The sequence below is a fragment of the Anaerotruncus sp. G3(2012) genome (assembly GCF_000403395.2).
Lineage (GTDB): Bacteria > Bacillota > Clostridia > Oscillospirales > Ruminococcaceae > Anaerotruncus.
Window position 1 is genome coordinate 98248 of sequence record NZ_KE159674.1, and the last position, 22512, is coordinate 120759.

Sequence of the window (22512 nt, forward strand, 5' to 3'; positions counted from 1 at the left end):
TTTGTTTTTTAAAACATTGAGAATAAAGGATGGATTGTTTTATGCAGACAAAACAGTTTCAGGCGGAATCCAAACGCCTGCTCGACCTGATGATCAACTCGATTTATACCCATCGGGAAATCTTCCTGCGCGAGCTGATCTCCAACGCTTCTGACGCGATTGACAAGCTCTACTATCATTCGCTGTCGGATGGTACAACTGGCCTCTCCCGCGCGGACTTTGCGATCAACCTTGTGGTGGACAAGGATGCCCGCACCCTGAAGATCACCGACAACGGCTGCGGAATGACCGCTGAGGAGCTGGAGAGCAATCTCGGCACCATTGCCAAGAGTGGTTCGCTGGCGTTCAAGCAGGAGAACGAGAAAAACGATGAGATCGACGTAATCGGGCAGTTCGGCGTCGGGTTTTATTCGGCGTTTATGGTCGCATCCTGTGTCACCGTGGTGAGCAAGCCGTTTGGTTCGGAACAGGCGTTCCGCTGGCAGTCGTACGGCGCGGATGGCTACACGATCGAGGAATGTGAGAAGGAAGGGCATGGCACCGAGATTACGCTGGTCATCAAGGAGAACGAGGGCGAGGAGAGCTATGACGAGTTCCTCGAGCCGCATCGGATTTCGGGCATCGTGAAAAAATACTCCGACTATATCCGCTACCCGATTCGGATGGATATGCCTGCAACCCGCGTCAAGGAGGGCAGCCCGGAGGACAAGCCCGAGTATGAACAGTATACGGTGAACGAGACGCTTAACAGCATGGTGCCGATTTGGAAGAAGAGCAAATCCGAGGTCACCGATGAGGATTACAACAATTTCTATAAGGACAAATTCTTTGATTATCAGGACCCGGTGCGGGTGATCCACAGCAGCACCGAGGGCGCAGCGACCTATAACGCACTGCTGTTCATCCCGGCCCGCGCGCCTTATAACTACTACAGCCGCGAGTATGAAAAAGGGCTCCAGCTCTATGCCTCCGGCGTGCTGATTATGGAGAAGTGCGCGGACCTGCTGCCCGACTGTTTCAGCTTTGTGAAGGGTTTGGTTGATTCGCAGGATCTGAGCCTCAACATCTCCCGTGAGATGCTCCAGCACGACCGTCAGCTCAAGATCATTGCGGGGCGTCTGGAAAAGAAAATCCACTCCGAACTGCTCACGATGCTTAACAATGAGCGGGAAAAATACGAGGAACTGTTCAAAAATTTTGGTCTGCAGCTCAAATATGGCGTCTATAACGAGTTCGGCGCGAAGAAGGACCTGCTTTCCGACCTTCTGCTCTTCTGTTCGAGCAAGGAGAAAAAGCTGGTTTCACTCTCCGAGTATACCGACCGGATGGGCGAGGGACAGAAGTACATCTATTATGCCTGCGGCGAAACAGTGGAAAGAATCGACCGCCTGCCCCAGACCGAGCGGATCAAGGACAACGGCTTTGAAATCCTCTACTTGACCGATGATGTGGACGAGTTTGCGCTCAAGATGTTGCGGGAATTTGGCGGCAAGGAGTTTCGCTCGGTTTCAGACAGTGATCTCGGGCTGGAGAACGAGCAGGAGAAAGAGGAGACCAAAAAGCAGAATGAGGACAACAAAGAGCTGCTTGACTTCCTCAAGGAGTCGCTCGACGGTAAGGTGAAGGAGGTCCGGGTTTCGGACCGGCTCAAGTCCCATCCGGTCTGCCTGAGCAGCGGCGGGGAGATCACCCTTGAGATGGAGAAGGTACTCAACTCGATGCCCGGGTCGGAAGGACAGGTCAAGGCAGACCGTGTCCTGGAGCTGAACCCGTCCCACCCAGTGTTTACGACCCTCCAGAAGCTCTATGCCGAGGATAAGGATAGGGTGAAGGCATATGCGGGTCTGCTTTATGCACAGGCAGTGTTGATTGAGGGGATGTCGCTCGAAGATCCGGTTGCATTTTCTAATGCAGTTTGTGACCTGATGTCCAAAGAATAACAGGATATTTTGGGTCGGCAGATGGTCCCTGGGATAAAAGTGGACTATTTGTCGGCCCTCTTTTTGTGGAATATCACCTTTTTTATCATTTGCTGCAAAGAATCTGTGTCGACTGCTTGCAGGAACTGCATATTTTGTGGTATCTTAATACATGGGTACGTGGGATTGTGGCTACCCTGCGCCTGATGTTTTTAAAAAAATAATTGTTTTTAAAATATTTTATAAGTATTGGAAGTTGGGCAGCGGATTTCAGGTATTCCCCAAAAGGGCAACAGCGCAATAGCAATGTATGGTTCATCCAAATTGGTTTTCGTTTCGTTCCAGTTTATATTTTGATATAGAAGGAAGGGAATCCCATTTGCAGCACATGCAGAAGCAGAAAATCCTGATTGTGGACGACTCCGAGATGAATCGTTCGATTCTGGCGGATATGCTGGGAGAGGAATACGAGATATTGGAGGCGGAAGACGGCGTACAGGCGGTAGCAGCCCTTCAGAAGTATGGAATGGATCTGTCGCTTGTTCTGCTCGACATCGTGATGCCCGAGATGGACGGATTCGGGGTGCTGTCGGTTATGAACAAGCGTCACTGGATCGAGGAAATTCCTGTGATTATCATTTCCTCGGAAACCCGCTCCTCCCATATGGAGCGAGCGTTCGAGATGGGTGTCACCGATTTTATCAGCCGTCCGTTCGATGCGCTGATCGTCCACCGCCGGGTGGTCAACACCATCCTGCTCTATGCCAAGCAGAAAAAACTGGTGGGTCTGGTGGCAGATCAGATTTATGAAAAAGAGCAGCGCAGCAACCTGATGATTGATATTCTCAGCCAGATCGTAGAGTTCCGAAATGGGGAGAGCGGGCTTCATGTCCGCCATGTTCATATTCTATCCGAGCTGATGCTCAAAGAGCTGATGCAGATGTCTGACCGCTATAAGCTTTCCCGGGCGGATATCTCACTCATCAGCACTGCCTCGGCGCTGCACGACATTGGGAAGATTGCGATTGACGAGGCGATCCTCAATAAGCCAGGCAGGCTGACGCCCGAGGAGTTCGAGGTGATGAAAACCCATTCAATGATTGGCGCGAACATGCTGAAAGAGATGCCAATTCACCAGAATGAACCGCTGGTCAGGGTTGCCGCTGAGATATGCCGCTGGCATCACGAGCGGTACGATGGCCGGGGTTATCCGGATGGATTAAAGGGGGACGAAATCCCTATCTCCGCCCAGATTGTGGCGCTGGCGGATGTCTATGACGCTCTGACCAGCGACCGTGTCTATAAAAAGGCGATCCCGCATGAGGAAGCGGTGAAGATGATTCTGGATGGGCAGTGCGGAACGTTCAATCCGCTGCTGTTGGATTGCCTGACCAATTCGGCCGAAACCATCCAGAGGGAACTGAGCAGCGATTCGCCGGCGCGGGCAAGCCAGCGGGAGATGCGCAATATCGCAGACGAGATGGTTCGCCATGAGGAGCTGGCGGCATCTGAACGCACCCTTTATCTGCTCGAGCATGAACGGATGAAGTACAGATTCTTTGCGCAGATGACGCAGGAAACTCAGTTCGAATATACTGTATCACCCGCGATGGCGACTATCACCCCATGGGGTGCCGAGCAGCTGGGGCTGGATGAGCTGATTATGGATCCGCTCAACGACAAAAGGGTTCGCTCGCTGCTCAATGAGGGCGACTGGCAGCGGATGATCGAGACGCTGCATGCCACCACCCCCGAAAACCCGACGGTAACGCATGTCTTTAAAGTCAACCAACATGGAAGATGGAGATGGTCACGGATCATCATCCAGTCGATCTGGTCGGCCGATGATCCACCACAGTATACAGGGGCAATCGGAAAGGCGATTGATATCCACGATTCTCAGGCTAAGATGGATACACTTGAGCGGATGGCTTCCCACGACCAGCTTACCGGCCTGCTGAACCATGCCAGTGCGAAAAAGCAGATCGTGAAGCGCATGGAGTCCAGCCTTGACAGTCAGTTCGCGTTGGTTATCTTTGATCTGGATCACTTCAAATTTTTCAATGATAACTATGGGCACGATTTTGGCGACCGTGTTCTGGTACATATGGCGGAAAAATTGCGGCAGAGGATCCGAAAATGCGATATTGCCGCCCGGATTGGCGGAGACGAGTTTCTGATCTTTCTGGAATATCGGGATGATGTGGAGCCGATTATCAAGCGGATCTTCTCGTTCCTTTCCGGCAACTACGGGAATTTGGACATTTCAATCAGCATGGGGATTGCGGAAGCGTCGCTGCTCGGCGCGGATTATGACTCTTTGTTCCATGCAGCAGATCAGGCGCTTTACATAGTGAAACGAAACGGCAGAGGATACTATCGCTTTTATAATAACATGATGCGGGATGTTCTTTCCCGAATCTCTCCGATTGAAAGCGAAGGAAGGCCGTCGGCTCATCATCCGCACGAATCCGCCGCAGGATCGACTGAAGAGGAGGATGCCAAATGACATTACAGGAATGCTATGCAGCGTTTGGAGGAGATTATGAAGGGGTAGTAGCCCGCCTTCGCAGCGAAAAGACGGTAAAAAAATTTGCACTGAAATTTCTCAACGATAAAAGCTATGATCTGCTTTGCAGTTCCCTTGAGAAGGGGGACTATGGGGAGGCATTCCGCGCATCCCATACCCTTAAGGGCCTGTGTCAGAATCTGGGGTTCAGCAGGCTTCTGGAATCCAGCACCCGCCTCACCGAAGCGCTGCGATACGGCTGGAGCGCGGAAGCTGCCGGGCTGATAGATAAGGTAGCGGACGACTACCGGCAGACTGCCAGAGCAATCCAGCAGCTGGATGAATGAGAACTCTACGCGAAAATAACCTTTTGAGGTGATCTTATTTGAAAAACGAAACGACTCGTTTCCTGAAGACCAGTCTGATTCTGGTGCTGACCCTCTGCGTGGTAACCTTTACGGGTTTGGCGGTTATCATGAACCGGAAAAGTTCGGACACGATCAGCAGGGTGGGGTTGACCTATATGGAGGGGATGAGCCAGCAGGTTTCCCAGCATTTTGCCACGACGATGAAGCTGCGTCTGGAACAGATGGAGGCTTTGGTTGAGATGATCCCGCCTGATACAGCCGCTAGTATGGACAGCCTGCGGGAAGAGCTGTCTTATAATGCGCGGATCAGAGGATTTGTTGAGCTGGCTTTCTATTCCCAAGACGGCAATTTTGAGATGATCTGTGGGGACGGGGTGAAGCTAGCCGATCCGCCGCCGTTTTTACAGTCGATGAGAAACGGTGAGGAGAAGGTGGCGGTAGGTACCGACAACGAGGGAAACCGGATTCTGCTGCTGGGTGTGCCTTCACAATATCCCATGTCAGATGGCGAAGTGTGTATCGCTCTGGTGGCGGCGCTTCCGATTGACTATATCAGGGATACGCTCGCGCTGGAGACCAATGATCTGGTGAACCTGCATATCATCCGCCAGGACGGAAGTATGGTGATCCGGGGAAGTGATGTTTTCCGGGAGAGTTATTTCGACCGGATTCGGGCGGAGTTTTCGACGATCAGCGGCGCGGATGCCGAAGCATATCTGTCCGAGCTGCAGGAAGCGATGTCGAAAAACGAGATTTATTCCAATGTGCTCGAGATCGGACGCGATCGTAGTCATGTCTATTGCACCTCGCTGCCCTATTCCGAATGGTATCTGGTGATGGTCATGCCCTATGGCCAGCTTAGTGAGATGGTCACCGATCTGAGCAGCCAGTGGATATGGATGGTCTTGGGTGCCTGCGGATTGATTCTGGCCGCGCTGATGCTGCTTTTCTGGAAGTATTTCCGTCTGATGCACCAACAGATGGTGGCGCTGGAAGAGGCCCGTGAAAGCGCGGAACACGCGAACAAGGCAAAGAGCGAGTTCCTCTCTAACATGAGCCATGACATCCGCACCCCAATGAATGCCATTGTGGGAATGACAGCCATTGCCACAGCCAACATCGACAATCCCCAGCAGCTTCAGAACTGTTTGAAAAAGATTGCCCTTTCCAGCAAACATCTGCTGGGATTGATTAACGATGTGTTGGATATGTCCAAGATCGAGAGCGGGAAGATGACCCTCAATATGGATCAGGTTTCTCTGCGGGAGGTCATGGACAGCATCGTGAGTATCATACAGCCACAGGTGAAAGCAAAAAAGCAGCATTTTGATGTGTTCATTCATGACATTTCTACTGAGAATGTCTATTGCGATAGTGTACGCCTGAATCAGGTTCTGCTGAACTTCTTGTCCAATGCGGTTAAGTTTACGCCGGAGGACGGTTCCATACAGGTGGCACTCTATGAGGAAGAGTCCCCGAAAGGGGATAAATATGTCCGTATTCATCTACAGGTGAAGGACAGCGGAATTGGGATGTCTGAGGAATTCCAGAAAAAAGTTTTTGAGTCGTTTGTAAGGGAAGACAATACCCGTGTCCATAAAACTGAGGGAACCGGCCTTGGGATGGCGATCACAAAATATATCGTAGATGCGATGGGCGGTACGATTGCAGTGAACAGTGCACCCGGCAAAGGGACCGAATTCCATGTCACTCTGGATATGGAAAAAGCAGAACTTCAGGAGATGGACATGGTTCTGCCTAACTGGAATATGCTAGTGGTGGATGACGACAAGCAGCTCTGTGAGAGCACAGTCGCTTCTCTCGAGTCGATCGGGGTCAACGCGGAGTGGGCGCTGGACGGCGAAAGTGCAGTAGAAATGGTGAAAAAACGCCATTGTCAGCATGATGACTATCAAATTATCCTCCTGGACTGGAAACTTCCGGGAATTGACGGGATTGAAACCGCCCGCCGGATCCGCAAGCATACAGGCGACGATGTGCCGTTGCTTTTGATTTCTGCTTACGACTGGAGCGAGATCGAGGAAAATGCCAGGGGAGCAGGGATCAGTGGTTTCATCTCCAAGCCGCTCTTTAAATCTACGCTGTTTTATGGCCTCAAGAAGTTTGTTGACCCTCTGTGGCAGGCACAGGAGGACACCCTGGAGAGCAGCGAACATTTCAGCGGCAGACATATTCTGTTGGCCGAGGACAACGATCTCAACTGGGAGATTGCGGAGGAGTTGCTTTCTGACCTTGGCCTGGAGTTGCAGCGCGCGGAAAACGGGCAGGAGTGTGTGGAACTTTTCCAGAAATCCCCGCTTGGATTCTATGACGCTATCCTGATGGATATCCGGATGCCTGTGATGACCGGGTATCAAGCATCTGAAGCGATACGGGCGCTTGAACGCAGCGATTCAAACCTTCCGATCATCGCCATGACTGCTGACGCATTCTCGGAGGACATCAAGAAATGTCTGGACAGCGGCATGAATGCGCATGTGGCCAAGCCGATTGACGTTGATGAAGTGGCGCATCTGCTGAAAAAGTATATGAAATAATACAGATTGACAGAGGCCGGTATGCAGCAAATGCACACCGGCCTCTTGCAATTTCAGAGAAGCCATGATAAGATAGAGAAAACTACTGTATATTATACAGTATAGGAGGGAGAATGGTTTGACACAGCAAATGTTTCTGGATGAACTGCGAGCGAGGCTGCGACGGCGGATTCCAGAGGAACGGGTACAAGAGATTTTGGATGACTATCGGGAATATTTTTCCGATGGTCTCGCAGAGGGGCGCGATGAGAATACGCTCTGCAGAGCATTTGGCACGCCGGCTGAGATTGTTTCGGAGCTTCAATCGGAAGGAAGATTCGGCAGTTATGGGCATCAGCATCTTTTCGACCTGATCGTCTGGGGAAGTTTCCTGCTTCTTGCATATCTGACCCTCTTTCCAATCAGCTGGAGCATACTGGAGGCGCCGCGTTTCTTACACTATGGGCTTCTGTTTGTACCGTTGATACAGATCACTCTACTTGGAACCGGTCATGCCAGATCGAGTCTCCTCTCCGAAAAAAGACGGTTAGCGGTTATGACAGGGTGCACGATTGTCCCGGTTCTGATTTTGGCTGGGCTAATCCATGTCCTTTTGCGGGTCGCAGGTGGAGAAAGCGGTTGGCTGCCGTTTGGGCCTGCGTCGTTGGGTCCTATGATGCATCATCTTTTGAAATTTGGAATGCTCATTGTGCTGGCGGCGTGGGGGATTGCCATCGTTTGGGGAGGGCGGCGTATTTTTTGGAGCGCCATGCTGTATGCTGGGCTTTTTTCCACGATGCAGGAGATTGGAGAGATGCTGCATTGGCTTGACGCGCCAGAAGCGATTGCCGGGATGATATTGGAAAGCTGCATCCCGCTTTTGGTATCTGCTGCATTGTCAGCAACGTTGGGACTCCTTTTTTCAACAGCGGGAAAAGGCTTGTTGGATGCTGACATAAGCAGGCAGGCGGTTTTCAACCTGATCGGATGGGGCAGTTTTCCGCTGCTTGCATGTTTGATCTGTCTTCCGCTTATCCGCCGGGATTGGTGGATACCGTCGGTACTTTGTTATGGAATCCCGTTCCTGCCTCTGCTTCAGTGGTTCTGTGTCAAAAAGGGCCGGGGACGGTCAGTCAGGCAGCCCCCTTGGAAAAAAAGCGCAATCATGCTGGCAGGGTGCATAGCATTCCCAATTTTGACCTTGATTGTGTCCAGCTGCATTCCGCTGTGGTTTACCCGAAAAGGAGACGGCTGGATTCCACACGGTTCTGTATCCATTCTGGCGCCGCTCGTAACCGGGCTTGTGGTGGCTGGAATGTTGATTGCATTGGTTGGATGGGAGTGTTCCTTCCTCTGGGGGAGGGAAGGGGTAGACTGGCTGGCATTTCTCGATGCGGGATTATTTGCCGCGCTGTACGAGCTTTCTAAGTTTCTCTACTATTTGGATGATCCGGAAAAGATGCATGGAGCACTATTGGTCTGCTGTAATCCGCTCTGGTTGGGGATAGCTCTGGCAGGATACGCGCTTCTGCGTCAGAAAGGATGGAAAGATGATTGACCGGCAGATGCTCAAAGGAGTGGTAGAAATGGCTCTGCTTTGGCTTGTTGAGCAGCAGGAGCCTTATGGATATGAGCTGCTTCGCCAGATGTCGGAGCGATTTCCGGATTTGCAGGAACGGACGGTTTATGCGATTCTTCGCCGCCTGCATGAGAATGGAGACACTGAAACCTTTACCAAAGAGTGTTCCGGAGGTCCTGTGCGAAAATATTATCGGATCACTGGAAAAGGCCGGGAGCGTCTGCAAGAGATGATTAAAAATTGGAGGGAACTGGAACGAATGATACAGGAACTGGGAATTTAAGTAGAATTATTGTGGCATTTTTCATCCATAGCCGCAGGGATCAAAAGTTGAGGACAAAATTTTAAAATAGGAAAAAAGAGCGCTCTGAGGAATCTCGCAGAGCGCCCTAAAAAATGGCTTATTCTTTTTTTGCAAGCTCTTTCTTGACTGCCTCGGTCAGCAGCGGCAGGATTTTATGTACATCCCCGACGACGCCGAAATCCGCAACCTCAAAGATCGGAGCGCCCGGGTCCTTGTTGATCGCGATGATGATTTCCGAATCCTCCATACCAGCCAGATGCTGGATTGCGCCTGAGATGCCGCACGCGATATACAGGTTCGGACGGACTGTTTTACCGGTCTGGCCGACCTGGCGGTCTTTCTCGACCCAGCCCGCATCTACGCATGCACGCGATGACGAGATCGTTCCGCCCAGAACCTCTGCGAGGTCCTCCAGCAGCTTGAAGTTCTCCGGACCGCCCATGCCGCGTCCGCCAGACACCAGGATTTTCGCATCCTGAATGTCCATCTTGCCCGCAGTTTTCTTGACGATCTCGAGGATTTCCACATTCTTGTGGGACGCCAGGTCTGCAACCTCGAATTTCTCGATCTGCGCCTGAGCGCCGTCTTTGACCTCGCCCTTCTGCATAACGCCCGGACGGACGGTCGCCATCTGCGGGCGGTGGTCCGGACAGAGGATGGTCGCCATGATGTTGCCGCCGAACGCTGGACGGGTCATCATCAGGTTTTTGCTCTCCGGGTCGATCTCCAGCTTGGTGCAGTCCGCGGTCAGGCCGGTGTGCACACGCGCGGAAACACGCGGCGCGAGGTCGCGCCCGATCGCAGTCGCACCGTACAGCACCACCGCCGGCTGCTTGGCCAGAATCACCTGATGCAGTGCGTGGACGTACGGCTCGGTTGTGTAGACTTCCAGCGCCGGGTCGTCCACCACGATGATCTTATCCGCACCATATTTTGCAAGCCTTTCGCACAGCGGCTCCACATTGTGCCCCAGCAGCACCGCGGTCACTTCGGTGCCAAGGTCGTTTGCCAGCTCTTTGCCCTTGCCGATCAGCTCATAGGAAACGCTGGTGATCTTGTTGTCTACCTGCTGCGCAAATACAAATACGCCTTTATAATCCTGTACACTCATGTTACCACCATCTTTCCTTACAGTATGAATTTCTCATGCAGCTTCTCGACCAGGAAATCCACCGATTCCTGCGCGTCCAGATTCACTACGGTGCCTTTGCCCTTGAGCGCCTTGGTGAACGACTTGAACACGCGGGTGGGCGAGCCTTTCAGGCCGATGTTGCCATCCTCGACATCCAGGTCCGGACGGGTCCAGATGGTAACCTCTTTCTCCCGGTAAGCATCGAAGATGCCCTTCGGGCTCATGTAACGCGGCTCGTTCAGCTCGGCCAGTGCGGTAATCAGGCAGGGCATCTTCGCCTTGATGACGTGGTAACGGTCCTCGTACTGCCGCTGAACCTCGACATATTCGCCTTTGACAGTGATCTTCTCCGCATAGCTGATGTTAACCAGGCCGAGATGCTCGGAAATCTGCGGGCCAACCTGTGCGGTATCGCCGTCGATCGCCTGACGGCCGGTGATAATCAGGTCGTACGGCAGCTTCTTGACTGCCGATGCCAACGTCGAAGAGGTGGCCCAGGTATCTGCGCCGCCGAATGCGCGGTCGGTCACCAGAATCGCCTCGTCCGCGCCCATGGCCAGCGCCTCACGCAGCGCCAGATCCGCCTGCGGCGGGCCCATCGAAATGACAGTCACCTTTGCGCCGTTCTCGTCTTTGATCCGCAGCGCTGCTTCCAGCCCTGCCTTGTCATCCGGGTTGATGATGCTCGGGATTCCTTCACGGATCAGTGTACCGGTTACCGGGTCCAGCTTGACCTCGTTGGTGTCCGGAACCTGCTTGATGCATACGATAATATTCAATGCTTTGCGCTCCCTTCTCTTATTTCAGCATTGCGCCGGCGATGACCATGCGCTGGACCTCGCTGGTACCCTCGTAGATCTCGGTGATCTTCGCGTCGCGCATCATCCGCTCGACCGGGTAATCACGGGTATATCCATAGCCGCCGTACAGCTGTACGCACTTGGTGGTGACTGCCATTGCGGTCTCTGCCGCGAACAGTTTCGCCATCGCCGCCTCGGAGGAGAAGCGCTTTTTGGTGTCTTTCGCCATGGCCGCGCGGTAGACCAGCAGCCGCGCCGCATCCACGCGGGTTTGCAGGTCCGCAAGCTGGAACTGGGTGTTCTGGAATTTTGCCAGCGGGCGCCCGAACTGCTTACGCTCCTTGACATATTTGACCGTCTCATCAATCGCACCCTGTGCAATGCCCAGCGCCTGTGCCGCAATCCCGATCCGTCCGCCGTCCAGCGTGGTCATCGCAATCTTGAAGCCCTCGCCCTCTTTGCCCAGCAGGTTCTCTTTGGGCACGATGCAGTTTTCAAATACCAGCTCGGTGGTAGACGAACCCCGGATACCCATTTTCAGCTCTTTTTTGCCGATGCTGAAGCCCGGGAAATCCTTCTCGACGATGAACGCCGAAATCCCGTGGTTGCCCTTGCTCTTGTCGGTCATTGCGAAGATCACGTATGTATCCGCCTTGCCGCCGTTGGTGATGAAGATTTTGGTCCCGTTGAGGACATAGTGGTCGCCGTCCAGCACCGCCTTGGTCTGCTGGCCCGATGCGTCGGTTCCCGCAGCAGGCTCGGTCAGGCCGAATGCGCCCAGGTGTTTGCCCTGCGCCAGCGGCACCAGATATTTCTCGATCTGCTCCGGGGTGCCGAACTTGCGGATCGGCTCCGCACAGAGCGAGGTGTGCGCCGACACAATAACGCCTGTCGTACCGCAGACCTTCGACAGCTCTTCCACGCAGATCGCGTAGGTCAGCGAATCGCAGCCCTGGCCGCCCTGCTCCTTGGTGAACGGGATTCCAAGAAAGCCGTATTTCGCCATCTTTTCCACCGTCTCACTCGGGAACCGCTCTTCCTCGTCCACTTCCTGCGCCAGCGGTTTTACCTCTTTTTCCGCGAAATCACGGAACAGCTGCCGCGCCATTTCCTGCTCTTTGCTCAATACAAAGTCCATATACGTTCCTCCTGCTATATTTTACTTCCCGATCACAGCCGAAGCAGGTGCAAAGGATCGCTTTGATCCTTTGCAGGCCCATGGCATCCATTGCGGAGGACTGCCGGCAACGGCCCAAAACCTGCGGGGTGTCAGCCACTTCAAAAGATGGAGCGCGCAGACATTACCGATTGGTGTAATCGTAGAAGCCTTTGCCTGTTTTCCTGCCGAGCATACCGCCGCGAACCATCTTGCGGAGCAGGGGATGCGGACGGTATTTCGGATCGCCGAATTCAGCGTAGAGAACCTCCATGATTGCGAGGCAAACATCCAGCCCGACCAGGTCGCCCAGCTCCAGCGGCCCCATCGGGTGGTTTGCGCCCAGTTTCATTGCAGTATCAATGTCCTCCACCGAAGCGACTCCATCCGCATAGATGCCAATGCCTTCGTTAATCATTGGGATCAGGACACGGTTGACTACGAAACCCGCCGCCTCTTTCACCTCGACCGGCACTTTACCGATCTCTTTTGCAATTGCGAAGATTTTTTCCATTGTCTCGGGGGTAGTCTGGAGACCGGCGATCACTTCCACCAGCTTCATGACAGGGGCGGGATTGAAAAAGTGCATTCCGACCACCGGACGGTCCAGCCCTTTGGACATCTCGGTCAGCGAGAGGGAAGAGGTATTGGACGCGAAGATCGTCTCGGGTTTGCAGATCCCCTGCAATTTTGAGAACAGTTCTTTTTTCAGATCCATCCGCTCGAGCGCAGCTTCCACAACGAGGTCACAATCGGCGACCTTATCATTCAGCCCAGTCGTAATACGGCCGAGAATGTCGTCCATCTTGGCCTGCTCCATCTTGCCTTTTGAAACCAGTCGGGAGAGGTTTTTCTCGATCCTCTGCTTGCCGCCGGCAGCAAATTCCTCTGAGATGTCGCAGAGGACAACCTCATATCCATCCGTAACTGCGAACGCCTGCGCGATACCGGAACCCATCGTTCCCGCGCCGATTACTCCAACTTTCATCTTCGGATACCTCCTGATTTTTCAAATTTCACCGTTAACGGTTCAAGAATGCGCCTGGTTTGCGTTTTTCGAGGAATGCAAGCATGGCATTATGCTGGTCCTCGCTCTCGAAACAGGTGCTGAACTGGTCGGACTCGACCTCCAGCGACCATTGATTCCCTACATCCTGTCCGCGGTTGACCGCCATTTTGGTTGCACGAACCGCGATCGGGGCATTTGCGGCGATCCGCTCCGCCAGCTTGACCGCCTCTTCCATCAGGCTTTCCTGCGGATAGACATGGTTGACCAACCCGATCTGGAGCGCAGTGTTTGCGTCGATCCGCCCTGCGGTGTAGAGCATCTCTTTGGCCCAGCCAAACCCGACGATACGGGCGAGCCGCTGGGTGCCGCCGAACCCGGCGGTGATGCCAAGGGAAACCTCCGGCTGAGAAAAAACAGCATTGTGAGACGCGATGCGAATATCACAGGCGGATGCAAGCTCACAGCCGCCGCCCAATGCGTATCCGTTGACTGCGGCGATGACCGGGATCGGCAGGGTGGTAAGCGACCGGAAAACACTGTTGCCTTTTCGGCTCCACTCTTTGCCTTCCTCGTGGGTCATTTCACGCATCATAGCGATGTCAGCCCCCGCAACAAAGGCTTTTTCTCCCCCTCCGGTGATAATCAGGCAGCGGGTTTCGTCAATCAAGATGTTGTCGATCGTTTCAGCCATCTCATCCAACACCTGTGCATTGAGCGCATTCATCGCCTTTGGACGGTTGATCGTCATGATCCCTACAAAGCCTTTTTGCTCATACTTTACAAATTCCACACAAATCCTCCTAAAAAAATACTTCTCACACATACGCGGCCCAAAACCGCCACACATACAACAATGTCCCGGAACCGGTTCCGGAAGAAATGGGATGTAGGCCGCCGTTCCCGGCGGCCTGCTGGAAAAATCCTTATTTGATATTTTCGACAACCGCCGACACACCCATGCCGCCGCCGACGCAGAGGGTAGCAAGGCCCTTACCGGCTTCACGGCGTTTCAGCTCATAGAGCAGGGTAACCAGGATACGGCAGCCGGATGCACCGACCGGATGTCCAATCGAGATGGCGCCGCCATTGACATTGACCTTGGCGGGATCCCATTTCAGGTCCATGCCAACGGCCAGTGCCTGTGCCGCGAATGCCTCGTTTGCCTCGATCAGGTCCATATCCTCGATCTTGAGTCCGGTCTTTGCAAACAGTTTTTGGGTAGAGGCGGCAGGGCCAATGCCCATGTATGCCGGGTCGACACCAGCGGAGGCACCGCCGATCCATTTCGCCATCGGCTTGATGCCCAGTTCAGCCGCTTTTTCAGCGCTCATGACGACGATCGCAGCCGCACCGTCATTGATGCCGGAAGCGTTTGCAGCGGTGACAGTGCCGTCCTTCTTGAATGCGCCCTTGAGCTTTGCAAGCCCTTCAACGGTCACACCGTCGCGCGGGAACTCGTCCTTATCGAACATCACGGTCTCTTTTTTCACCTTGACCGGCACCGGGACGATCTCTTCATCAAATTTACCGGCTTTCCGGGCAGCTTCACATTTCTGCTGGCTCTGCGCGGCAAACGCATCCTGCATCTCGCGGGTGATGCCATATTTCTCGGCGACATTCTCTGCGGTGATGCCCATATGGTAGTCATTGAACGCATCCCAGAGCGCATCTTTAATCATTGTGTCAACCAGCGTGCCGTTGTTCATGCGGTAGCCGTAACGCGCCTGCGGCAGCGCAAACGGAGCCGCCGACATATTCTCCATGCCGCCTGCAACGATGATATCCGCTTCACCGGCTAGGATCATTGCAGCCGCCATGTTGACGCATTTCAGGCCGGAGCCGCAGACGTTATTGACAGTCAGTGCAGGGACGTCGACCGGAACCCCCGCCTTCACTGCGGCCTGACGTGCAACGTTCTGCCCCAAAGCGCCCTGGAGCACGCAGCCCATCAGCACCTCATCGACCGCCTCCGGCTTGACCCCGGCGCGGTTGAGCGCTTCCTTAATCACGATAGAACCCATCTCCGCCGCCGGAACATTCGCCAGCGAGCCGCCCATTCTGCCGAGCGCGGTACGCACAGCGCCAACCAGTACTACTTCTCTTGCCATAATAAACGCCTCCGTTATTTATTTTGGTCTTCCACTTCTTCAACCCCGCTCACAGGCGGTGAATTACTAGCCCAGTATACACCAGTTTCGCACAAATTGCTAGAATCCTTCCGTTTTTCCGCAAATTTTCCTGCAAAAAACACAACCTAATGCAGTTTTTTGTCTCCTGTATCGGGAAAAGCAGGAAAAACGCATTTTTTCCTGCAAGTACCAGCCCTGTCAATCCCGCTGTTTGAAAAGCACCAGATCCACCCGTTCGTCGGTGATCTGTACCGAAGCGCGGTCGATCATCTGCCCAATCAAATGCAGTTCGGAGTCCTGCCCGCCCCCGTTACGGTTAGAGCCTGCGAGCTGCCAGAAAAATTCCTCCAGGCTTTGGTCCCGTTCGGATTCTTCCACCTGTAGAAAGCGTTCAAGGTCGTTGACCCGGGCGCGCTCCGAAGGGCTGTATCCGCTTGAAAAGTGCAGTTCGCATCCGTTTTCCAGCCGCAGCAGGTTAATCCGTATCCCCTGAGAGCCGACACTAAAGAAAAAATAAGTCAGCTCATCCATAATTCGGGTCATCTTTTTGATAGTCGCATTCATCCCTACCACTTCCTTTCCTGTTTTTATCGCGAAACAGCGAAGCGCTGCTTCCTGAACCATCCAGGGGCTGCCTGAAAGCTAAAATGATCGTCCGGTTTACAGTTTTCAAGCAAGCCCTAATCACCATCTTCTTTGCGGAATGCCTCGATCAGCGGCAACAGCACCATACAGACCAGCCCCGCAGCAAATCCGTTGTTGTAAAGATTCAATCCGCCGTGTAGAATGTTGGTGTTGAGCACGACCGAAGCGTGCAGGATTCCCGCAAGGATCCCCCATTTCCAGCCGTACTGCCCAGAGATCGGGGCGAGCCCGGTCGAAAAAAGGGCTGCCAAAAGCACGCTGGGGGAATCCAACTTCCAGACCATAAAATAAGAGCTTATGACCACCCCCGCCATCACTGGGACGATATTGCGCATATGCTTACCAAATGCACCAAATCCACAGATGGTCAGGATACCGCCGATTGTCGGACCGTTGAGATCACCACCGACCAGCAGCACATAAGCGGTCGCGAAACCACCAACCACTCCCATGTTAATCAGCACGAGGGGGTAACCGTCGAGCAGGATGAAGTCCGCCACCGAGCGGCCAGTGTGGCGATGGATACGGGAAAAACCGGAAAAGCACTTCCCATTTAGCCAAAAGCCGGTAAAAACCATAATTCCAAAGAGTAAAAACAGGAAGATTGAAAACGGCAGGTTATACCCGGTGCTCCAAACCATCCGGGAATCAAACTCATGTCCGAAGGATTTGAACAGGGAAGCGAGCACCATGCCGATCAATCCGGCAGTAAAGCCGACATTATAGAGATTGTATCCCTGGTGCACCCGCAAGGTATAGGCGGCGAGCGGCGGCAGAACAAACCCGATCAGCAGACCGATCAGACAGCCGATAAGATAGCGAAAAAGCGGGGTGCCATTCTGCCCGATCGAAGCGATCTCGGTGACGACCGGAGCGAGCGCTGTTCCGAAAAGGGATATGTAGATATAACGGGAAAAAGGCTCTTGCTTATAGAGAGAGTAGAGGTAGCCCCCGATGATGATAGGGAAGATGTTGCTGATGTCTTTACCGAACAGGGAAAAACCCGCCATCAAAAACAGGCAGGCCACACTGATTCCGGAAAATGGGACCTTGGCTATCCGAAGCAGAAAAACCGAGATGAGCGTCACCAGCCCCGCATTGACGAATGCCGCGCCAACTCCACCAATCAGCATGGAATCGGTAATTAAGACTGCCTGCGTGGTGACGATCTGATAAAGCCCGATTGCGATCTGCCAGGGCGGATCGCACAGGAAGCCATATCCGATCAGCAAGAGGGAAAAGATGAGCATGGTGGATTGGATGAAATCGCTGGGATGTTTGGCATTGTAGGTTAAAGAACGCCGCAAATCCACACCTCCTGTAAGCAACGGCCGTACTGGTTGTCGGGTCAGTATGTGCTGATTTTACCATATTTTTAGAGATACGCCAAGGTGTTTTTTGGTAAAATTACAGGATTTCATCAGGTTTTCCCCAGAAATTGATTTCCACATCTGGGGCAGGTGATGCTTACCTTTCCGCGGCCGCGTGGAACACGCAGCTTCTGCCCACAGTTGCGGCATTTAAAATGGCGATGGGTACGGCAGTCCCGCAGGTTATCGGTCATCCGGTACCAACGTTCACGCATGGGGAACCAGTAGCGCAGGAACTTCTGGTTTTCTTCATGCCGCCGCGTGATATTGCGGGAAAACATCCGCAGGTAGCAGAGTACTAACAGAATAAACGACAACCAATAAAAAATCCGGATTCGCAGAAGCCTGCTGACCAGCAAGAGCGCAATACTCAAGACCAGCATCGCAACATTGAGCTGATCCGAACCATATCTTCCGTACATCATCCTTCTAAGCCAGTTCATAATCGTCCTTCTTTCATTTTACATTCCATGTTCAAAATACTACCATAAAATCCACAAACGATCAATGTATCCGATGTGAACAGTGTGAACAAAAACCAAATAAAAAAATCCGAAAAGGGAAGTCTTAGGAGAGAATCAAAAAGGGTGAACAAATAAAATATAGCTGCTGTTTCCAGAAACAGCAGCCATAAAAATCGTTCAGTATCTATCAGCAAAATTAGTCGCTGACATAGGGCAGCAGACCAAGATGACGGGCGCGCTTAATCGCAATGGTAAGCTGACGCTGATGGCGCGCACAGGTACCGGTTACACGGCGGGGAACAATTTTTGCACGTTCGCTCAGGTATCTTCTCAGGCGCGGGACATCCTTATAATCGATCGGGCCGAGCTTATCGACACAGAACGAGCAGACTTTTTTTCTGCCTTTTCTGCCGCCGGAGCGGGGACCTCTGTTTTCTCTCTCGAAAGCCATAATCACAAACCTCCTTATACGGTTTCTTCAGTGTGCCGCGGAAAATGCGGGGGAGAATACTCTAGTTAATTAGAACGGCAGATCGTCCGAATCAGCAGGCATCTCGGCAAAGTCGCCCACATCACCGCTCGAATAGGAAACAGCGGGCTGAGGGGGAGCCTGTGTTGGCGCAGGAGTACGATAATCCTGCGGTGCGCCCGCACTGGCATTTTTGGATTCGCCGAACTGCACATTATCCGCGACCACTTCAACCGCCTTGCGCTTATTGCCGTTTTTATCCTCATAGAGGCGGGTCTGAATCGAACCCTCCACAATAATCATCTTGCCTTTGGCAAAATACCGCGAAACAAATTCCGCGCTCTGCCGCCATGCAACGATGTCGATAAAATCAGCCTGACGTTCCCGGTCCTTGGCGTAGTTGCGGTCGATCGCAATGGTGAACGAACAGACCGAAATGCCGTTTGGGGTCTGTCTCAGTTCAGGATCGGCAACGAGACGGCCCATCAGGATCGCTCTATTTAACATAGCCGTACACCATCCTTGTCCTTATGCTTCCTCCGCCTGGGTTGCTTCCTCTTTCGCAACGATCAGGCTGCGAAGAACGCCGTCCGTAATCTTGTAGATACGGTCAAGCTCTGCAGGGAATTCTGGGGACGAGGTAAACTCAACAACTACATAATGACCAACCGTCTCGTCGTTGATCGGGTAGGCCAGTGTGCGCTGCCCCCAGGTATCCACCTTGTTGATGGTCGCATTGTCGGCGATCAGAGTGTTGAACTTCTCAACCAGAGCGTTCACCGATTCCTCACCGTTCTTCACACTGAATACCATGACAGTCTCGTAATTTGCTTTCAGCTGTGCCATTTGAACACCTCCTTTTGGACTTTAGGCCCTGCCTCGAACGGACAGAGCAAGGATGTTGAAGTTACAGGACATGATCCCGTGACTAACCAGTAAATTATAGCAGAAGCGGAAAGGTTCGTCAAGTGCCAGTGGAGGAAAATTCGACGTTTTTTCGAAAAGGCCACTCTAAAAGCGTTTTTCGAGAAATGGTAGGTTGACAAGATATGCTGTTTTTGCTATAGTAATTCTAAAATTGAATAGTTCATTTTTGAATAATAAGGAAGTGAATCTATGGACTTTATAAAGGGGATTGAACTCCCCTATAAAATTCTGCGGGCCTATGGACAGATCTGCAAGGGAATCTGCAAGAAGACGCAGATTCCGCAGACTGCTTTTGACATCCTCATGTTTCTTGCAAACAATCCGAACCTGAATACTGCGCGGGATATTGTGCAAATCAGAGGCATCAAGGCCAATCTTGTTTCGATCAATGTGGATCGCCTGGTGAATGAAGGGCTGCTGGAGCGAAGGCCTGCGCCCGGAGACCGCAGGAAAACGATTTTGGTCTGTACCGAAAAAGCCGCTCCTTTTATAGAACAGGGACATATCATTCAAAGCCAGTTTTTGGAGCAGCTTTTCCAGGGCATTGATGCGGCACAGTACCAGAATTTCCTTGGAACATTGGACAGGATTGATCAAAATACAACGAACATGATGAAGGGGAAGATGTGATATGGAACTGCTTATGACAATCGCAGTGACCTTTTTTGCCGGTATGGGCGCGGGCCTCGGGACCGGCTTTGCGGGGATGAGTGCCGCTGCCGTAATCAGCCCCATGCTTATCAGCTTTCTGCATATAGAGCCCTATATGGCGGTTGGAATTGCACTTTCGTCTGATGTGCTGGCGAGCGCAGTATCCGCCTACACCTATAAAAAGAATCAAAATCTGGACATCAGAAATGGATTCCTCATGATGTGCAGCGTTTTATTGTTCACCGTCGTTGGGAGTTATGTTTCGAGCCTGATCCCTTCTGCGGCGATGGGGAATTTTTCAATATTTATGACCTTCCTTCTCGGCATCAAATTTATTGTGAGACCGGTGATGACCACCAAGGAAGCGATGAAGCGGACAGCCCCCGGGAAAAGGGCGGTTCAGTCGGTTGCCTGTGGAATCCTCATCGGCTTCATCTGCGGGTTTGTCGGAGCGGGTGGCGGCATGATGATGCTCCTGATACTGACCTCCGTTCTGGGATATGAGCTGAAGACAGCCGTCGGCACCAGCGTATTTATCATGACGTTTACCGCACTGACTGGTGCTGTTTCCCATTTCCGGATTGGCGGCTCCCCGGACTGGTTGGTTATGGCGTTATGCATACTTTTTACCTTCCTGTGGGCCAGAGTTGCGGCAATCTTTGCGAATAGGGCAGAACCAAAGACGTTAAACCGGGCGACCGGGGTCATTTTGGTTCTTCTGGGACTTGCTATTTTTCTGTTCAATCTTCTGTAAACGCAGGGAATTCGTTTTGTATCTTCGGCAAAGAAAGCGTGAAACACGTTCTCAGCCGGTTTCAAACAGACGCGAATAAAAAGAATCCGGCGTTCTGATCGGTTGTGACAGTCTGCGCGGTCTTTTCGCTACAAATTTACAGGGTTTTTTAGACAATTCATAGTTTATTAAACAAATTGGAAGCTGATTCGTGTAAACTGGTATCGTTAAGTATCTTGTAATGGAGCACACTATGTTTGGATATGTGAAGCCCTTTAAGCCGCAGATGCGGGTTTGTGAATACGAAACCTACAAGGCGGTTTACTGTGGACTGTGTAAGCAGCTGGGCCGCACATACGGCCCATTCTCTCGGCTCACCCTCAGCTATGATTTTACCTTTCTTGCGCTGCTTCAGATGTCACTCCAAGACAAGCCGCAGGATTTTTCGCTTCGGCGGTGTATGCTGAACCCACTGAAAAAAGCGCCGTGTTGTGAAGAAAGCGGGGCTTTGGAGTTCGCAGGGGGGGCCGCAATGCTGACCCTCTATTTCAAACTGCTCGACAATTATAACGACGGCGGGTTTGTTCAGCGGTTGGGTTCTCTGGCCTGCAAGCCTTTGGTATGGTTTGCCTACCGGAAAGCGGCGGACGTCTATCCCGAAACAGCCTCAATCCTCTATGAGACGATCAGCAGGCAGAGTCTGATCGAAAGCGAGCGGTGTGACAGTGTGGATCAGGCGAGTGAGCCGACCGCCCTTGCGCTTTCGGGGCTTTGCGGGCAGCTTTCGGAGGAACCCGGCTGCAAACGGGTGCTGCTGCGGTTTGGGTATCTGCTGGGGCGGTATGTCTATCTTGCGGATGCGCTGGACGATCTGGAGGAAGATGTTCGTCAGGGCAGCTACAACGCCTTTCTGCTGCGGGAGCATCTGGATGCTATCCCCTCGGACGAACAGCTCGCGGCCATCCGGGAGAACGCGAAAGGCTCCCTGTTCCTCACGATCGCCGAGCTGGAAAAAACATATGACCTGCTTGACTTGCAGTATTATAAGCCGATCTTGGACAACATTGTCTATTTGGGGCTTCGCGATACCGTTGAACGAATCTTGTTGCCAAAGGAGACGAAACGCAGATGACAGATCCTTATAAGGTCTTAGGGGTTTCCCCCACTGCAACGGATGAGCAGGTGAAATCTGCCTACCGGGAGCTTGCTAAAAAGTATCACCCCGACAACTATGTGAACAATCCGCTCTCTGACCTTGCGGAAGAAAAGATGCAGGAGATCAATCAGGCGTACGATGCGATCCTTGCACAGCGCAAGGCCGGGCAGGGCGGTTCCACCTATGGCGGCGGTGGCTATACCGGCGGCTATGGCGGCTCATCCCAGTTTGCGGACATCCGCAGAATGATCAATGCGGGAAGGCTCGCCGAGGCACAGGAACTGTTGGACGGGGTTTCGGCCGGCAGCCGGGATGCAGAGTGGTATTTTCTGAAAGGCAGCATCTACTATTCCCGCGGATGGCTGGACGACGCGCTCCAGAGTTTCCAGAAGGCGTGTGCAATGAATCCCCAGAACAGGGAGTATTCTGCGGCTTATAACCAGCTTCTCTGGCAGCGTCAGACCGGTCAGGCCCGTTATGGCCAGGGCGGATATACGACGCACATGAATGCTGCGCCATGCAGCTGCTGTGATATCTGTGCTGCGCTCTACTGCGCCAACTGCTGCATGGATTGCGGCGGCTGCTTCTAAAGCCTGGTCAAAAAATCGGAACATCCTTTTTGAAACAGGCTTTGGTTTCTATCCCATCCCGCTTT

General features: G+C 52.8%; 22 protein-coding genes. 10 read left to right on the forward strand and 12 right to left on the reverse strand.

Annotation, left to right across the window (positions count from 1 at the left end; genetic code table 11):
* Positions 1 to 41 precede the first annotated feature (41 nt).
* The 6 genes from htpG (at position 42) to C814_RS14270 (ending at position 9195) form a co-directional block, all read left to right on the forward strand.
* Complete coding sequence (gene htpG, locus C814_RS14245) at positions 42 to 1940, forward strand: molecular chaperone HtpG (RefSeq protein WP_016316047.1); 1899 nt, start codon at positions 42 to 44, stop codon at positions 1938 to 1940.
* A 367-nt stretch (positions 1941 to 2307) separates the two neighbouring features.
* On the forward strand, positions 2308 to 4428 hold the full coding sequence (locus C814_RS14250; RefSeq protein WP_016316048.1) for a bifunctional diguanylate cyclase/phosphohydrolase: 2121 nt from the start codon (positions 2308 to 2310) through the stop codon (positions 4426 to 4428).
* On the forward strand, positions 4425 to 4775 hold the full coding sequence (locus C814_RS14255) for an Hpt domain-containing protein (RefSeq protein ID WP_016316049.1): 351 nt from the start codon (positions 4425 to 4427) through the stop codon (positions 4773 to 4775). Before C814_RS14250 ends, C814_RS14255 begins: the two co-directional genes overlap by 4 nt.
* Before the next feature lie 38 nt (positions 4776 to 4813).
* Positions 4814 to 7354, forward strand: coding sequence for a response regulator (locus tag C814_RS14260; RefSeq protein ID WP_016316050.1), 2541 nt, complete (start codon positions 4814 to 4816; stop codon positions 7352 to 7354).
* A 118-nt stretch (positions 7355 to 7472) separates the two neighbouring features.
* A complete protein-coding gene (locus C814_RS22375; RefSeq protein ID WP_016316051.1) occupies positions 7473 to 8891 on the forward strand; it encodes a DUF1700 domain-containing protein in 1419 nt (472 codons plus the stop codon).
* Positions 8884 to 9195, forward strand: coding sequence for a PadR family transcriptional regulator (locus C814_RS14270; protein WP_016316052.1), 312 nt, complete (start codon positions 8884 to 8886; stop codon positions 9193 to 9195). The genes C814_RS22375 and C814_RS14270 overlap by 8 nt, the downstream gene beginning before the upstream one ends.
* A gap of 118 nt (positions 9196 to 9313) precedes the next feature.
* On the opposite strand, the gene C814_RS14275 is transcribed toward C814_RS14270, so the two are convergent.
* The 12 genes from C814_RS14275 to rpsF form a co-directional block, all read right to left on the reverse strand.
* On the reverse strand, positions 9314 to 10327 hold the full coding sequence (locus C814_RS14275) for an electron transfer flavoprotein subunit alpha/FixB family protein (RefSeq protein WP_016316053.1): 1014 nt from the start codon (positions 10325 to 10327) through the stop codon (positions 9314 to 9316).
* 17 nt (positions 10328 to 10344) lie between these two features.
* Positions 10345 to 11127, reverse strand: coding sequence for an electron transfer flavoprotein subunit beta/FixA family protein (locus tag C814_RS14280; protein ID WP_016316054.1), 783 nt, complete (start codon positions 11125 to 11127; stop codon positions 10345 to 10347).
* A gap of 19 nt (positions 11128 to 11146) precedes the next feature.
* The gene (locus tag C814_RS14285; protein ID WP_016316055.1) at positions 11147 to 12286 is read right to left on the reverse strand and encodes an acyl-CoA dehydrogenase; all 1140 of its coding nucleotides are present in this window, start codon (positions 12284 to 12286) and stop codon (positions 11147 to 11149) included.
* 163 nt (positions 12287 to 12449) lie between these two features.
* Positions 12450 to 13292 (reverse strand): 3-hydroxybutyryl-CoA dehydrogenase, encoded by an 843-nt coding sequence (locus C814_RS14290; RefSeq protein ID WP_016316056.1) that lies wholly within the window; start codon positions 13290 to 13292, stop codon positions 12450 to 12452.
* 34 nt (positions 13293 to 13326) lie between these two features.
* Positions 13327 to 14103, reverse strand: a complete 777-nt coding sequence (locus C814_RS14295) for an enoyl-CoA hydratase-related protein (protein ID WP_016316057.1) — start codon at positions 14101 to 14103, stop codon at positions 13327 to 13329.
* A 133-nt stretch (positions 14104 to 14236) separates the two neighbouring features.
* The gene (locus C814_RS14300) at positions 14237 to 15421 is read right to left on the reverse strand and encodes an acetyl-CoA C-acetyltransferase (RefSeq protein ID WP_016316058.1); all 1185 of its coding nucleotides are present in this window, start codon (positions 15419 to 15421) and stop codon (positions 14237 to 14239) included.
* A 219-nt stretch (positions 15422 to 15640) separates the two neighbouring features.
* Entirely contained in the window at positions 15641 to 16006 is a 366-nt protein-coding gene (locus tag C814_RS14305) for a hypothetical protein (RefSeq protein WP_016316059.1), read from the reverse strand.
* A 116-nt stretch (positions 16007 to 16122) separates the two neighbouring features.
* Positions 16123 to 17394, reverse strand: a complete 1272-nt coding sequence (locus tag C814_RS14310; RefSeq protein WP_016316060.1) for a DUF1576 domain-containing protein — start codon at positions 17392 to 17394, stop codon at positions 16123 to 16125.
* A gap of 113 nt (positions 17395 to 17507) precedes the next feature.
* Positions 17508 to 17900: a hypothetical protein gene (locus C814_RS14315; protein ID WP_016316061.1), complete on the reverse strand. Its 393-nt coding sequence runs from the start codon at positions 17898 to 17900 to the stop codon at positions 17508 to 17510.
* Positions 17901 to 18117: 217 nt separating this feature from the next.
* Positions 18118 to 18372: a 30S ribosomal protein S18 gene (gene rpsR / locus C814_RS14320; RefSeq protein ID WP_016316062.1), complete on the reverse strand. Its 255-nt coding sequence runs from the start codon at positions 18370 to 18372 to the stop codon at positions 18118 to 18120.
* Between the two features lie 69 nt (positions 18373 to 18441).
* Positions 18442 to 18897, reverse strand: a complete 456-nt coding sequence (locus tag C814_RS14325) for a single-stranded DNA-binding protein (protein ID WP_016316063.1) — start codon at positions 18895 to 18897, stop codon at positions 18442 to 18444.
* 21 nt (positions 18898 to 18918) lie between these two features.
* A complete protein-coding gene (rpsF, locus tag C814_RS14330; protein WP_016316064.1) occupies positions 18919 to 19236 on the reverse strand; it encodes a 30S ribosomal protein S6 in 318 nt (105 codons plus the stop codon).
* A 270-nt stretch (positions 19237 to 19506) separates the two neighbouring features.
* Between rpsF and C814_RS14335 the strand changes: the two genes are divergently transcribed.
* The 4 genes from C814_RS14335 (at position 19507) to C814_RS14350 (ending at position 22447) form a co-directional block, all read left to right on the forward strand.
* Positions 19507 to 19947, forward strand: a complete 441-nt coding sequence (locus C814_RS14335) for a MarR family winged helix-turn-helix transcriptional regulator (RefSeq protein WP_016316065.1) — start codon at positions 19507 to 19509, stop codon at positions 19945 to 19947.
* A gap of 1 nt (position 19948) precedes the next feature.
* Positions 19949 to 20722 carry a sulfite exporter TauE/SafE family protein gene (locus tag C814_RS14340; protein WP_016316066.1) on the forward strand — a complete coding sequence of 258 codons (774 nt, stop codon included), beginning with the start codon at positions 19949 to 19951 and terminating at the stop codon, positions 20720 to 20722.
* Positions 20723 to 20954: 232 nt separating this feature from the next.
* On the forward strand, positions 20955 to 21833 hold the full coding sequence (locus tag C814_RS14345; RefSeq protein ID WP_016316067.1) for a DUF5685 family protein: 879 nt from the start codon (positions 20955 to 20957) through the stop codon (positions 21831 to 21833).
* Positions 21830 to 22447: a J domain-containing protein gene (locus C814_RS14350; protein WP_016316068.1), complete on the forward strand. Its 618-nt coding sequence runs from the start codon at positions 21830 to 21832 to the stop codon at positions 22445 to 22447. Before C814_RS14345 ends, C814_RS14350 begins: the two co-directional genes overlap by 4 nt.
* Positions 22448 to 22512 lie beyond the last annotated feature (65 nt).

Bases quoted from the DNA above. Each gene is read 5' to 3' on its own strand.
- C814_RS14270 (WP_016316052.1), top strand. From the start codon at position 8,884: ATGATTGACCGGCAGATGCTCAAAGGAGTGGTAGAAATGGCTCTGCTT.
- htpG (WP_016316047.1), top strand. From the start codon at position 42: ATGCAGACAAAACAGTTTCAGGCGGAATCCAAACGCCTGCTCGACCTG.
- C814_RS14305 (WP_016316059.1), bottom strand. From the start codon at position 16,006: ATGAATGCGACTATCAAAAAGATGACCCGAATTATGGATGAGCTGACT.
- C814_RS14325 (WP_016316063.1), bottom strand. From the start codon at position 18,897: ATGTTAAATAGAGCGATCCTGATGGGCCGTCTCGTTGCCGATCCTGAA.
- C814_RS14285 (WP_016316055.1), bottom strand. From the start codon at position 12,286: ATGGACTTTGTATTGAGCAAAGAGCAGGAAATGGCGCGGCAGCTGTTC.
- C814_RS14315 (WP_016316061.1), bottom strand. From the start codon at position 17,900: ATGAACTGGCTTAGAAGGATGATGTACGGAAGATATGGTTCGGATCAG.
- C814_RS14350 (WP_016316068.1), top strand. From the start codon at position 21,830: ATGACAGATCCTTATAAGGTCTTAGGGGTTTCCCCCACTGCAACGGAT.
- C814_RS14300 (WP_016316058.1), bottom strand. From the start codon at position 15,421: ATGGCAAGAGAAGTAGTACTGGTTGGCGCTGTGCGTACCGCGCTCGGC.
- C814_RS14345 (WP_016316067.1), top strand. From the start codon at position 20,955: ATGTTTGGATATGTGAAGCCCTTTAAGCCGCAGATGCGGGTTTGTGAA.
- C814_RS14250 (WP_016316048.1), top strand. From the start codon at position 2,308: ATGCAGAAGCAGAAAATCCTGATTGTGGACGACTCCGAGATGAATCGT.
- rpsF (WP_016316064.1), bottom strand. From the start codon at position 19,236: ATGGCACAGCTGAAAGCAAATTACGAGACTGTCATGGTATTCAGTGTG.
- C814_RS14290 (WP_016316056.1), bottom strand. From the start codon at position 13,292: ATGAAAGTTGGAGTAATCGGCGCGGGAACGATGGGTTCCGGTATCGCG.
- C814_RS14275 (WP_016316053.1), bottom strand. From the start codon at position 10,327: ATGAGTGTACAGGATTATAAAGGCGTATTTGTATTTGCGCAGCAGGTA.
- C814_RS14340 (WP_016316066.1), top strand. From the start codon at position 19,949: ATGGAACTGCTTATGACAATCGCAGTGACCTTTTTTGCCGGTATGGGC.
- C814_RS14335 (WP_016316065.1), top strand. From the start codon at position 19,507: ATGGACTTTATAAAGGGGATTGAACTCCCCTATAAAATTCTGCGGGCC.
- rpsR (WP_016316062.1), bottom strand. From the start codon at position 18,372: ATGGCTTTCGAGAGAGAAAACAGAGGTCCCCGCTCCGGCGGCAGAAAA.
- C814_RS14255 (WP_016316049.1), top strand. From the start codon at position 4,425: ATGACATTACAGGAATGCTATGCAGCGTTTGGAGGAGATTATGAAGGG.